We start from the raw sequence: 12,314 nt of genomic DNA on the forward strand, positions 1-12,314 counted from the left end.
TTCCCTTCACTGACGACCATGTGAGGAAGTACCATGAACGGAAGTGGGAGTCACTCGACCGGGCAGAAGGTATCGCGTCGCCGATTACTCCAAGCCGTAGCAGCGGCGGGGTTAGTCGGTGTCACCGGCGGACGAGCTGCGGGACAGGATACGTACGACTGGACGGACGCAACGGAGGATGCGTACTACTACTCGCGGTACAACGCCGAGAGCCTCCTCCTAAGTGGCAACGGCGTCACGTACCCTCGCAGTCGGGCCCGCCGCGCCGAGTTCGACGATCTGATCGACGAGATACGTGACGAATCGGGACTCGACGAGCTCCCGATCCGAGGGCTCCGATCGGTCGTGATCGCCCCATACAACGCCGGCGATCCGTCGTTCGTCGAGCGACCGGTGTACAATCCGAGACCGGTTCAGGATACGCTACGGTGGGCCGAACCCGAATCGCAGACGATAACGCCGCGTGGCCTCTCTTGGACCATCGCCGCTGACGTGGTCTGGTCGACCCTTTTCGAGGACGTCGGCGTGACTCCGTCTTCCGACGAGGACGATTTTTACGCCCAACTGTTCGGCCAGACGGCACAGAGAGGGATCAACTATGGGTTTCTCGAAGAGGAGGCCCTACGGGACAGCCGTCGCGAAGACGACGAGTCTGCCGACAAGGTCTTCCTCGTCCGCGAGTACGACGTTGCCACCGGAGAGGCCACCAGCGGAAGCGAAGCGGATGACAGGCCGATCGACTACCTCTCTACACTGTGGGCGCTCTCCCTGGCGACTGCGTTCGTCGACGGCGGGGCGCTCGGTTACGATACCCCCGAACCCGCAGTGGACGAGGAACTGGTGGTCGAGTTGACGGACATGGTCGCGCGGACGGTCGTCACGGAACTCTCCGGGAGCGAGATCGTCTCGAAAGGCTCCGTCAGGGATCTCGGCACCGCCCTCAGCGCGGTCGGCTGGTACGTCACGCAGGGAGACGACGGAGACGTCGTCGACGCCGCGGAGGAGTACGCGGACTCGCTCGTCAGTTTCGCGATCGAAGCGATGGATATCGACGGTCGGGTCGGTCCCGTGGACGAGAACGTCAACCAGGCGGCAGTTCAGGGGGCTGTCGGACAGGGTCTACTCCTCGCTGAGGAGACTGCAGGGACGGATAGCGAGGTGGAGGGCGAACTCGCCATTGAATACCTGCTCGATAACCTCTGGCAACGGGGGTTGGACGTGTTCGACGACGAGCGGCCGGGCCCGATGACCCAACTGACGGTTCGCGACGCGGGCGACATCGTCGGGGGGCTCAACGCGGCTGACGAGATCCTCAATCTGGAAGCGGTGGAAGACACCATCTTCCCCAGTTTCTTTCGGTCGTTGTTTATCCGGGGTCGCCTTCAGCGCGCCGAACGGTCAGAATCGCGGGACCCCGATGCGGACTTCATCTTACCGCTTCCGGCCAACGCTGGCGGCCAATTCGGACAGGCCCCGGTCTACAACACCGCGCTGGCATACGACCTCCCGACCGACCGGTGGGAAGTCGCGAACGCTCGGTTCTCGGCGACGGCGATGTATCTGGCGACCCAGTCCGGATGGATCGGTTCGTTCGAGGGAGACACCGGTGACCGCGGAATTCCGTAACGCTCGGACGGTGAGTCGGACCGGTCCGTGCGCCGCTTATCGTCGTCGTACGTTCGCGTCTCAACGTACGTTCTCGTCGGAGCCGGTGTTTTGACGGCGAGGTCGGCAGCCCTACCACTTCCGCATTCGCTGAGCCGTCACCGGTGGTTCGCTGCAGAAGCGTTCTTCCGAAAAAGCCGCATCCGGAGCGCGTCCTCGACTCCGTGATCCGGTGTCGAACTACACGTCGTTTCGGAAGGCTCGTCGGCGAGGACCGACGAACGGCGAGTGCGGACCGCCGATAGTTGCCGATTACTGGCCAGACGGCCTCGCTCCACTACCACGTTCCGGCGAGCCAGCCTGCAAGCGCCAGCGTGCCCAGACCGAACGCGCCCGTGATGAGAACTGGTTCCCACTGCGAGGTCCCGACGAGAACGGCCAGCGCGAACAGGAGCGAGAGCGACCCGAGGACGGCGAGAGCCCCGGCCAGTCCGATCCGCCAGCCGGGGACGCCGGTTTCGTCCGCCCGCGAGCGGACGGCGGCAGCAGCGACGGCACCGGCCAGCCCCAGGCCGATGAGATACGCGGCGAACAGCACCCCGTAGTAGTCGCCGGCGAAGCCGAAGGCCGCCTCCAGTACGCCGAATCCCACGATGACGAGATAGCCCGGTATCTGGAGGGGCGCGAATTCGACGTTGGACGCGAGAGCGTACGACCCGGTGATGACCGCAGTTGCGACCACGGCGTCGCGGACGAACGGGACTCTCCGTTCGGGAAACACGTTCGATACGAAGCGTTCGACGACGAAAACTGTTGCCCTCGTACCCGATCTGCGCTTGAGGATCTGTCACCAGACCGCTGGTGACCCGCTTCGTAGCGTTCGGCGGCGGAAGGTGGTAAACGTCGAATTCGGACCTGACGCGGTTCAGTTCCGCTCGTCGCGAGTGATCGGCGATTGGAACGTGATCCCTCGCGCCCGCAGGAACCAGCGGAGTTCGAGGCCGGTCCACGTCAGACCGGTGAGGACGGCGACGGCAGCCGCGCCGAACTCCGGTCTGCCCATCCACGTCGGACCGACGTAGATGATGGCGTTGACGACCCGAGAGGGCAAGAGTCCGCGGACGACGTCGGAGACGGTTTCGAAGATACCGAGACTGAACCCGCCTCCGCCCCCGTCATCGCCGGCGGTTCGGGAGTCGAGACCGAGGGCCGTCGCGCTCTGTCCTCCTGCGCTCTCGTCGCCGGTCCCGAGGCGTTCGGCGTCGTACGGGTGCGAGAGTTCGACCTGCCAGACGATGTCGCCGGACTCGTTCACTTCGATCACGCGCTTGCCGTTCGTGTCGGTGATGAGCGTGTTGCCGTTCGGCAGGCGGTCGGCGTCGCGGGGCCACTGCATGCGCTCGTCGGACCACACCCAGGTACGGTTCCAGGAACCGTCCTCGCGCTGGAACTCCTGGACGCGTGCGTTCTCGGAGTCCGCGACGATGACGGCGGGGCCGCCGTGCTCTTCGGGGATGTAGTCGGGGTTGTGCTGTTCGTACTGGATGTCGTGGTTACCCTCCTCGCCGAGCGTCCAGTTCTCCTGCATGCCGGTTTCGGGGTCGATGAAGACGACCTGGTCCTGGTTTCGCAGACTGGCCATGACGCGGCCGTCGTTCAGGACTTCCACGTCGTTGAGATGCGCCCAGTCGCCGGGGTACGGACCGCCCTCTTCGACGGGGAACTCGCTTTGGGCTTGCCAGGTCCACTCTATCATCTCCGTTTCGGTGTCGACCATGTACACCTCGTCGTCGACCATGTCCGCGAGCACGACGTGGGACTCGTTGACTCGGTCGGCGTCGTGCCACTCGGCGGCGTTCTCTTCCGGAACGTAGCGGGCGTACAGTTCGGTGACCTCCCCCGTCGTGAGATTCGCCCGCTCGATGACGTTTCTGGCACACGGCGGGTCCTGACACCGCGGTCCTGCGGTGTGAATGGTGTCGGTCGCAACGTACTCCACGGTCATCGACTCCCCTTCCACGGGATCGACGTCGAAATACTTCGTGTGCGAGTTGTTGTAGTACGCGACGCTCCCGTTCGGCGCGTAGGCGATTATCGTGCCGAATTTGGCTGATTCGGTGACGACAGTGTGGTTCTCCGTCGGCGGGGCCTCGGGGACGCCGTCTTCGGTTGCGGTCGTGACCCCCGTCACGGCACCGTACGCCAGGTATGCTCCGCAGAGGATAACGATGACGAGAAACGCGATGCGAAGCCGTCGACGCGTGACCCTCGAACGGATCCGGTCAAACGGGGAGGAGTCAGCGGTTTCACCGTCCATACCTACCCCTCAAACGGGACTCTAAAAGAACTGTCCACTTCGGGTGAGTCTCGTGTGCGTTTCCGATCCGTGATAGCAGTCGAGATCCGGAGCGGTCGTAGATGTCGCAGTATTTCGGAGACTTGCGAAACGCTTCGACCTCGTTAGAATCAGTTCGTAATGTCGCTCCAGTCGACTCGTTCGACCCGGAACCCACCGCAGGAGGGACAGACTTGATGCTGTAACTCGAACGGCTTCCCACAGCCTTTGCATTCGTAGGTGTGATCCGGGGTTTCGCTCCGGAACACCTGCCGCAAGTTCTCGAATACGCTCATTCGCCAGTCCTCCCGTAAGTGTTCTCACACGATCCCGTCTGATATAAGAGGGCATTTTCGTTCAATCGGCTAAGGGAGTCCATTACTGGGGTCGATTGACGTTTATTCTGGCGGACGGGACTATCCAGTGGCTACGGTCGTACAGCGACACGTGTCGACGCCCACGGTTTAGCGTCACGAGTCCGAGCGGCTACCCGCGAGATCGGTGCGCCGGGCCGTCGTAGCGTTCGTTTACTCGGACGGTTTCGCGTTCGCGGAAGTCGTGTCCGCTCGTATCGGGAACTGGCTCGGCCGCGAAACGATGGTAAGCAGGAACTTTGTTGCGGACAGATCGGTTCTTCGGATCGAAACTCCGTCCGAGGCGAACCACTGATAGAGTCGACGGACGGCCATCTCACAAGGGACAGGACGGCCTGATAGGAACTGTGTGAATTCGCATTCGGATACCAGTCCGACTTCCGAATCTCGTACTGTTCTCTCACCTACCGGACGTATTTGAATGCTGTCAGCTATCGCCTGTGAGCGGATACCCAGTAGCGACACTACTGGAGACAATCAGGACAAACAGTGTGGTGAAATCCGCTGCGGTTACAGTCCGGTTCGCGCTTCGATCTGTTCTCGTCCCGCGCCGTTTTTGACTGCGGTCGCGCCGACGCAGTCGAGACAACCGTACACCTCGTCTTCGTTTCCGCCGAACACTCTAACGAAATCCGGTGTTACGAACGAACCACAGTTGTTACATTTGGGCATTCTAATTCACCCTGCCAGCGACAACTCACAGTATGGGCATAGTTATACACTGGATACTGCCGATTAAACTGTGCCTTACGACCTGATCTGATGCCGAAAGTGACAGTAGTAGAATTGATTCTGGCGATACTGATCCACATATACTCTATATCACACTATATATTATTACTTACTATTAATATATAGAATAATACTACTGTCGGGCTGTCCTAAATGTGGACTGCGGTCGCCGATAGCGCAAAGCGAACCCCTTTACCTGCCGGGCCTCTTGGTGTGATATGGACTACGAAGCTAGCCTCGACCGCGCCCTCGACGCGGTCCCTGATTACACCGGCTCCGACGAACGACTGTCGGTGCCCGACGCAGAGGCCCAGAAAGACGGCGCGTTCACGCGACTCACGAACCTCGGCGCTGTCGCCGACGCGCTCTCGCGCGACCCGGAACACCTACACAGCGTCATCCAGCGCGAACTCGGTACGGCCGGTCAGTTCGACGACGGCCGCGCGCGGTACAACGGTTCGTTCACCGGCAGCGACTTCGACGCCGCGATCGACAGTTACATCGACGAGTTCGTCACCTGTTCGCAGTGTGGACTCCCCGACACCAAACTGACGATGGAGGACCGAACCCAGATGCTCCGCTGTGAAGCCTGCGGTGCGTTCCGACCGGTCACGAAGCGGTCGAACACCGAGACTACGCAGAACCGCGATGCGGTCGAGGAGGGTCAAACCTACGAGGTCAAGATCACCGGCACCGGTCGCAAGGGCGACGGTGTCGCCGAGAAGGGCAAGTACACGATCTTCGTCCCGGGCACGCAGGAGGGCCAGGTCGTGAACATCTACATCAAAAACATCAGCGGCAATCTCGCGTTCGCCCGCCTCGCGAACTGACGCCGGTTCGCTTTTCGACTCCAGAGGCCCCTGCCGTTCGCTCTCTCGTGTATTTTCCGCTCGATAGCGATGTCCGTACCGTCGGGAGAGCGAGGCGCCGAAAGAGGACGCCCGTGCGCCGGGTTCTGATCCCTGTAAACGGTGAGTTCTGTGCTCTTGGCCACGGGTTCCCTGATTGCCGGACGCTGCCCGAGGGTGCGATTCTAGGGCACGAGTGAGAGATGTCGGACGGGAACGTTCGCCGCCGGTCGTCAACCGGTCCTGTTCGCCGGATACCGCACGCCGAACTCGCGTTCGAGAACGTCATCCCACTCCTCTGGGGGGACCGGTTTCTCGCGGGATTCGCCGCCGGTCGTCTCGGTGAACGTCTCCGTCGAGAGCTGTTTGTACCCTCGCCCGGTCGCGATAGCGACGACGGGATCGCCTGTAAACGGCGATTCGGGCGCGCTCTGGAGGTATTCGCAGGTCGCCTCGAAAAAGCCAGGGGGCCGCGGGCGGTCGCGAAACACGTACCGGTCGGTCCATCCGTCGTCACCCTGTTCCCGGTACTGCGTTAGATACTCCGCGTCGGGGCGGTCGCTCTTGACGACGCGCCACTCGACGTCGGCGGCGTCGGCGACGACAGTCCCGTCGAGGGGGACCGGACGCCGAATCTGGGGGGTCCCCGTCCCGACGTCCGTCACGTACCGTCGGTCGAACTCGACGACGTGAGTGAGGTGATTCGCCGGCGGGCGGGCCGTGCCGTCGTTGACGACGCGGGCGGCGACGCGGTCCGCATCGAACCCGAGTTCGCCGAGGAGCCACCCGAACAGGCCGTTGAGTTCGTAACAGAAGCCGCCACGGCGGCGTTCGACGACCTTCTCGTAGAGGTGGGCCCGGTCGAGCGAGACCCCCTCGCCGTCGGGATTCGCGGTTCCGTCCGGTCGCTCGTTGGGAGCGCCCGCTCCGCTCGACTTCCGGTCTCCGAACGGATGTCCGGTGATAGATAGCGTCTCGAACGGGACCGCGGTGACGTGTGCCTCCTGAAGTCGTTCGAGCGACTCGCGGTCGGGATGCGGGATATCCGTCGCGCCGAGGCCGATCCGTTCGAGGTAGCGTTCGGAATTCATCTGTCGCGGTCAGTCGACGGTCGCGGGGTCTGCCGGGGCCCGAGCGGCCTCGGGGTAGCGCTCGACGCCCGCGTACCGGACCAGTTTCTCGCCTAACTCGCGAACGCGGCGCTCGACGTCGCCGTCGCGTATCTCGTCGTCACCGACCGTCGATCCCGAGTTCGGGATGGCGACCTGCTGTGGCAGCGGCCACGCGTCGAGCGTAAGAGCGACCTCCCGCAGGTGTTCGAGCGTCGCTCGCGGAAACCCACCGCCGGCAACGGCCAGTGCGGCGGTTGTCGTTCCGTCGAAGTCGGCGCGCTTGCAGTAATCGAGGGCGTTCTTCAGCGACCCCGAGAAGGACCCGTGGTACACAGGCGTTCCGAAGAGGACGGCGTCCGCCTCGCGGACGCTCCGCCGGAGCGACTCCGCGTCGCTCCCGTCGGCACCGTCCCACCCGTACGGCAGGAGTTCGTGGTCGCGGAGGTCGATCAGTTCAGTCGTCGCGCCCGCGGCCGCCGCCGCGTCCAGCGCGGTCCGTAGCGCGACTCGTGTCTTGCTGTCGTCGTTCAGGCTTCCGCACACCGCGACGACATGTGGATTCCTCGGCATCGGTCTCTACTCCGTACTACCGACGATACCCACTAAAGCGCTCCCTGAAACGAATTTTTGATCGATATTTTATATCAACCCGACGTAAAAAGTGACAGCATCCGCGATCACTGCGAACCGGACGCGGAACGGTCAACCGTCCGCCGAAAGCGCGTTGCGGACGGGTGCTATCAGGCCTCGTCGAACAGTTCCTCGCCCTCGACCATGTGCCGCTCGACGGCGTCCATGTCGAGTGTCACGCCGAGTCCGGGTTCCTCAGGGATCTCAATGTATCCGTCTTCGATGACCGTCTCCTCGACGAGGTCCTCCCACCAGCCGAGTTCGTAACTGTGGTACTCGACGGCGAGCGAGTTGGGTATGGCCGCGCCGACGTGGGCCGAAGCCATCGTCGCGACGGGCGAGGAGACGTTGTGCATCGCGACTGGGATGTAATACTGGTTCGCGGCGTCTGCGATCTTTCGGGTTTCGCGCATGCCGCCGACCTTCGGCATGTCCGGGGCGATCATGTCGACGGCCTGGTTCTCGATGAGGCGGCGCTCCTCCGTGACGCGGTAGCGGTTCTCACCGACGGTGATCGGCGTCGTCGTCGATTTCGTCACTTCCTCCTGTACGTCTAAGTTCTCCGGCGGGACCGGGTCTTCGAGCCACCAGACGTCGTACTCCTCCAGCGCCGCGGTGAGACGCTTGGCCGACCCGGCGGAGAACGTCCAGTGGCAGTCGAAGGCCACGTCGGCGCGGTTCTTGACGCGCTCGGTTACTTTCTCGACGATCTCGACCTTGTGTCGGACCTCGGGCGGGCGGAGGTGTCGGTTCGCGCGGTCTTTCTCGTGTCCGCTCGGTACGTCGAGGTCGAACTTCAGCGCGTCGTAGCCGAGTTCCTCGACGACGCGTTCCGCCTCGTCGGCGCAGGCGTCCGGGTCGGCCTCCTGTTCGGTGTGACAGTCGCAGTAGACGCGCATCTCGTCGCGGTACTTCCCGCCGAGCAACTGGTAGGCCGGCACGTCGAGGATCTTGCCGGCCAGGTCGTGCAGGGCCACTTCGATCCCCGAGATGGCCGTGACTGTGACGCCTTCGACGGAGCCCTCGCCGGACATCTTCTGGATCAGGTGTTCGAAGAGGCGGTCGATGTCGAGGGGGTTCTCGCCGACGACGAACGGTTTCATCCGCTCGATGAGTTCGGGAACGCCGGCCCCCCAGTACGCCTCGCCCGTGCCGACGATGCCCGCGTCCGTGTAGACGCGAACGAGCGTCCACGGGAAGTTCCCGTCGACCATCGTCGTCTGAACGTCCGTGATCTCGACGTCGCGCCCGCCGCCGCGTTCTCGCGTCACTCCCATCTCCGGTGCGGAGAGTTCGCGCATCGTGTACTCCGCGTTCGGGTCGTGCAGGTCCGAGTAGTCGATCCCCATGGTGGATCGTTTACTCACGCGGAAGTAAAGGTTTGAGATACGCGTCCGGGACAGTTACGGGCGCTGAGATGACGGATCTCTCGTGAGTCACGCGCCGTCCAGTGCGGCGAGTCGGTTCAGCGCGTAAATCGTCCGCAGCATCTCCGCGCTCTTGCCGCGGTCGAAAACGAGTTCGTCCGTCGAAAGGACGTGATCAAGCGCGTCCCGCGACGCGTGGTTCGGCGCGGCCCCGATGCCCGCGTCGTTCTCCGCGACCCACTCCATCACGCGCAGGTCGCTCTTGCTGTCGCCCATCACCAGCGCGAACGGGGCGTCGATACCGAGGACGTCGAACGCGGTCCGGACGCCGACGACCTTGTTCAGTTCGAGGCTCCCTATCTCCGCGGCGTCGGCCTCGTAATACGCCACGTCGATCCGCTCGAACACGTCCGCGACGGCGTCGGGTATCGACTCGGAGTGCGTGTCGGGATACTCGCCTCGCTGTTCGAGCACGCTCCGTATCTCCGGGTCTTGTGCCGCGTAGTACGTCCGGGCCCATCGGGATGCCCTGTCGTCCGTCTCGACTCCGTCGACCCGCCCGGCGACCGCCTCGCCGAGGAGGTCGAGTTCGTACACCAGTCCGTCGTCTATCACTTCGCCCGCCCGTTCGCCGCCGATCTCGAAGTTCGGCTTGAGCGTGACGTTGAACTCGTTGCCCTGGAGGTGACACCCGCGGCGGAGGTGGTCCGGTGCCTCCCGGAGGATACGCGAGCGTACTTCGTCGAACACCTCGACGATATCGTCGTCGAGGTCGTCGTACAGCAGTTGCTTCGTCTCCGCACCGTGACCGGGCGTGAACACGCCGGTCCCGGCCTCGTACACGATGCTCAGGTCGCCCGAGTGGACGATCTCCGAGCCGAGTCCCTGAATCATGAACCCCTTTACGTTCTCAAGCGTCTGTCCCGTGCAGATGACGATAGGCACGCCGTCCTCGTGGAACTCCGTCAGCAGGTGGAGCGTGTCGCGAGGGATCTCGTTGTCCGTGCTTCCGGCGGAGCGAAGCGTCTCGTCGACGTCGAGAACGAGGACGTTGACCGACCGGCCGTGTTTGGCGAGGAGGTCCAGGGCGGTAAACGCCTGGTCGCGCGTCGCGTGCGCTGCGGTCTCCGCGAACGTCTCACCGGCGGTAAACGACTCTCGGATCTCGTCTTTCCGCTCGCTGAGTTCGTCGCTCGCGTTCTGCCAGTGTTCGAGGGCGACTCGGGAGTCGACCGGCGGAAACACGTCGACGAACTCCTGATAGTCCCGGAGCGTCTCCGTGTCGAACTCGTCGTAGAGTCGATAGAGGTGGTCGTACCGTTCCATACCGTATCACGTGTCGGGACCGGCATAAACGTGCCCGGACGGAGTCGTTACCCGCGAACGCCCCCGCTCCGTCCCGGCCGTGGCCGTCAAGGTTGACTACTGTTTCTCCGCTCGGAGAGAACTGAGGTGAAACGGAACTTTCAGTATATTTACTCAGAATAGAATAAATACTTTTCACCTTCCGTGCTAACGGGTAGGTATGGACGCTGTCGTACTCAGGGAGGGCGAGCAAACCCCGACCGTCGTCGAGAAACCGAAACCCGAACCCGAGCCCGGAGAAGCGCTGGTCGAAACGCTGCGCGTCGGCGTTGACGGCACCGACCACGAGGTCATCAATGGCTTGCACGGCGGCTTTCCGGACGGCGAGGACCATCTCGTGCTCGGTCACGAGGCCGTCGGCGTCGTCGTCGATCCGAACGGGACGGACCTGACTGACGGTGATGTCGTCGTTCCCACCGTCCGACGCACACCGGGCGAGAGCAACGAGTTCTTCGAGCGCGGCGAACCCGACATGGCCCCGAGCGGGCAGTATTGGGAACGCGGTATCGAGGGGGCTCACGGGTTCATGGCGGAGTATTTCACCAGCCCCGCCGACTGCCTCGTCACCGTCCCTGCGGCCATGGCCGACCTGGGTTTTCTGGTCGAACCGGTCAGCATCACGGAGAAAGCGCTCGAACTCGCCTACGCCTCCCGCTCCGCGTTCGACTGGAATCCGGAGTCCGCCATGGTGCTCGGCAACGGCAGCCTCGGGCTGCTGACGCTGGCGATGTTCGAACACACGGAGGGGTTCGACCGTACGTACTGTCTCGGTCGCCGCGACCGCCCGGACCCGACCATCGACATCATCGAGGAACTCGGCGCGACGTACGTCGACTCCCGGCAGACCGCGGTCGCCGACGTACCGGACACTCACGAGGGCATGGACGTCATCTACGAGGCGACCGGCTACGCGAAGCACGCGTTTGAAACGATCCGGGCGCTCGAACCCAACGGCGTCGGAGCCCTCCTCGGCGTCCCCGACTCCTGGGAGTTCGAGATAGACGGCGGCGCGCTTCACAACGAGTTCGTCCTCCACAACAAGGCGCTCGTCGGCAGCGTCAACTCCCGCGTCGAACACTTCGAAGCGGCGGTGGAGACGCTCGAAACGCTGCCGGAGTGGCTCTTCGACGACCTCGTTACCGGCGTCTACGGCCTCGGCGAACTCGACCGCGCGTTTGACGACGACGACACGACTATAAAAACAGCGGTCGAATTCAGCACATATGAAGAACGTTGACGATCTGATAGAGAGCGCCGCCGAGTTGGCGGAGCGGGGGCTGTCGAAAGGCGAGATAGCCGACGAACTCAACGTCTCGCGCGAGACGGCGAGTTGGCTCGTAGAGCGGAGCGGGACGACCACTCCGCCGGCGATGGCGTCCGCGGAACCGTCTGCCGGCAGTCCGCACGATATTCACGTCGACTGGAGCGCCATCGGCCGGGACAGCAAGCGTCTCGCGTCCGTCGGGTCGGCGATGGCCGACCTCCTCCAGAAGCGCGGGGAAGACGTGGACCTGACCATCGGCATCGAGAAAGCCGGCGCGCCGCTCGCGACGACCGTAGCCCGCGAACTCGACACTGACCTCGGAACGTACGCCCCCCGGAAACATCAGTGGGAGGAGGGCGATATCGAGGAACTGGGCGGGTCGTTCTCTCGGAACTTCGCGCAGATACGAAACCGCGAATGTTACGTCGTCGACGACACGATCACCAGCGGGACGACGATGACCGAGACGGTCAAGGCTATCCGCGAACAGGGCGGCGAACCGGTCGCCTGTGGCGTACTCGCGGACAAGCAGGGCGTCGAGGAGATAGAAGGGGTCCCGGTGTACTCGCTCCTCCAGGTCATCCGTGTCGGCTCCGAGGACGAGTAGACGGGCCAACCGTTCCGGAGACTGCGTGACTCCGTATTATACAGCGACGATAGGCGAGCAAATTTCGGCCCTACA

At 63.4% G+C, this 12,314-nt stretch carries 12 protein-coding genes; 4 read left to right on the plus strand and 8 right to left on the minus strand.

What is annotated here, in order from left to right; genetic code table 11:
- The first annotated feature begins 33 nt into the window (after nt 1–33).
- Nucleotides 34–1,626 (plus strand): hypothetical protein, encoded by a 1,593-nt coding sequence (locus SM753_RS11680; RefSeq protein ID WP_323191731.1) that lies wholly within the window; start codon nt 34–36, stop codon nt 1,624–1,626.
- Nucleotides 1,627–1,942: 316 nt separating this feature from the next.
- On the opposite strand, the gene SM753_RS11685 is transcribed toward SM753_RS11680, so the two are convergent.
- From SM753_RS11685 to SM753_RS11700, 4 genes are all read right to left on the minus strand, one after another.
- Nucleotides 1,943–2,386 carry a hypothetical protein gene (locus tag SM753_RS11685; RefSeq protein ID WP_323191732.1) on the minus strand — a complete coding sequence of 148 codons (444 nt, stop codon included), beginning with the start codon at nt 2,384–2,386 and terminating at the stop codon, nt 1,943–1,945.
- A gap of 144 nt (nt 2,387–2,530) precedes the next feature.
- Nucleotides 2,531–3,922 (minus strand): aryl-sulfate sulfotransferase, encoded by a 1,392-nt coding sequence (locus tag SM753_RS11690; protein ID WP_323191733.1) that lies wholly within the window; start codon nt 3,920–3,922, stop codon nt 2,531–2,533.
- 149 nt (nt 3,923–4,071) lie between these two features.
- Nucleotides 4,072–4,236 carry a 50S ribosomal protein L32 gene (locus SM753_RS11695; RefSeq protein WP_135533686.1) on the minus strand — a complete coding sequence of 55 codons (165 nt, stop codon included), beginning with the start codon at nt 4,234–4,236 and terminating at the stop codon, nt 4,072–4,074.
- 588 nt (nt 4,237–4,824) lie between these two features.
- Complete coding sequence (locus SM753_RS11700; RefSeq protein ID WP_202613786.1) at nt 4,825–4,986, minus strand: hypothetical protein; 162 nt, start codon at nt 4,984–4,986, stop codon at nt 4,825–4,827.
- Nucleotides 4,987–5,264: 278 nt separating this feature from the next.
- Here SM753_RS11700 and SM753_RS11705 point away from each other — a divergent pair, with 278 nt between their 5' ends.
- Nucleotides 5,265–5,876: a translation initiation factor IF-2 subunit beta gene (locus tag SM753_RS11705; RefSeq protein ID WP_135533685.1), complete on the plus strand. Its 612-nt coding sequence runs from the start codon at nt 5,265–5,267 to the stop codon at nt 5,874–5,876.
- A 251-nt stretch (nt 5,877–6,127) separates the two neighbouring features.
- Here SM753_RS11705 and SM753_RS11710 read toward each other — a convergent pair whose 3' ends face one another.
- From SM753_RS11710 to SM753_RS11725, 4 genes are all read right to left on the minus strand, one after another.
- Nucleotides 6,128–6,985 carry an arylamine N-acetyltransferase gene (locus SM753_RS11710; protein WP_323191734.1) on the minus strand — a complete coding sequence of 286 codons (858 nt, stop codon included), beginning with the start codon at nt 6,983–6,985 and terminating at the stop codon, nt 6,128–6,130.
- Between the two features lie 9 nt (nt 6,986–6,994).
- Entirely contained in the window at nt 6,995–7,576 is a 582-nt protein-coding gene (locus tag SM753_RS11715; protein ID WP_323191735.1) for an NADPH-dependent FMN reductase, read from the minus strand.
- A gap of 170 nt (nt 7,577–7,746) precedes the next feature.
- Nucleotides 7,747–8,985, minus strand: a complete 1,239-nt coding sequence (locus SM753_RS11720) for a mandelate racemase/muconate lactonizing enzyme family protein (RefSeq protein ID WP_323191736.1) — start codon at nt 8,983–8,985, stop codon at nt 7,747–7,749.
- Nucleotides 8,986–9,072: 87 nt separating this feature from the next.
- Entirely contained in the window at nt 9,073–10,329 is a 1,257-nt protein-coding gene (locus SM753_RS11725; RefSeq protein WP_138796783.1) for an HAD family hydrolase, read from the minus strand.
- 199 nt (nt 10,330–10,528) lie between these two features.
- Between SM753_RS11725 and SM753_RS11730 the strand changes: the two genes are divergently transcribed.
- Nucleotides 10,529–11,605 (plus strand): glucose 1-dehydrogenase, encoded by a 1,077-nt coding sequence (locus SM753_RS11730; protein WP_323191737.1) that lies wholly within the window; start codon nt 10,529–10,531, stop codon nt 11,603–11,605.
- On the plus strand, nt 11,592–12,239 hold the full coding sequence (gene gfcR / locus SM753_RS11735) for a transcriptional regulator GfcR (RefSeq protein ID WP_135533679.1): 648 nt from the start codon (nt 11,592–11,594) through the stop codon (nt 12,237–12,239). The genes SM753_RS11730 and gfcR overlap by 14 nt, the downstream gene beginning before the upstream one ends.
- Nucleotides 12,240–12,314: the final 75 nt, after the last annotated feature.

The organism is Halostella sp. PRR32, assembly GCF_034808085.1.
Classification (GTDB): domain Archaea; phylum Halobacteriota; class Halobacteria; order Halobacteriales; family Natronoarchaeaceae; genus Halostella; species Halostella pelagica.

Bases quoted from the DNA above. Each gene is read 5' to 3' on its own strand.
- SM753_RS11680 (WP_323191731.1), top strand. From the start codon at position 34: ATGAACGGAAGTGGGAGTCACTCGACCGGGCAGAAGGTATCGCGTCGC.
- SM753_RS11690 (WP_323191733.1), bottom strand. From the start codon at position 3,922: ATGGACGGTGAAACCGCTGACTCCTCCCCGTTTGACCGGATCCGTTCG.
- SM753_RS11695 (WP_135533686.1), bottom strand. From the start codon at position 4,236: ATGAGCGTATTCGAGAACTTGCGGCAGGTGTTCCGGAGCGAAACCCCG.
- SM753_RS11700 (WP_202613786.1), bottom strand. From the start codon at position 4,986: ATGCCCAAATGTAACAACTGTGGTTCGTTCGTAACACCGGATTTCGTT.
- SM753_RS11705 (WP_135533685.1), top strand. From the start codon at position 5,265: ATGGACTACGAAGCTAGCCTCGACCGCGCCCTCGACGCGGTCCCTGAT.
- SM753_RS11710 (WP_323191734.1), bottom strand. From the start codon at position 6,985: ATGAATTCCGAACGCTACCTCGAACGGATCGGCCTCGGCGCGACGGAT.
- SM753_RS11715 (WP_323191735.1), bottom strand. From the start codon at position 7,576: ATGCCGAGGAATCCACATGTCGTCGCGGTGTGCGGAAGCCTGAACGAC.
- SM753_RS11720 (WP_323191736.1), bottom strand. From the start codon at position 8,985: ATGGGGATCGACTACTCGGACCTGCACGACCCGAACGCGGAGTACACG.
- SM753_RS11725 (WP_138796783.1), bottom strand. From the start codon at position 10,329: ATGGAACGGTACGACCACCTCTATCGACTCTACGACGAGTTCGACACG.
- SM753_RS11730 (WP_323191737.1), top strand. From the start codon at position 10,529: ATGGACGCTGTCGTACTCAGGGAGGGCGAGCAAACCCCGACCGTCGTC.
- gfcR (WP_135533679.1), top strand. From the start codon at position 11,592: ATGAAGAACGTTGACGATCTGATAGAGAGCGCCGCCGAGTTGGCGGAG.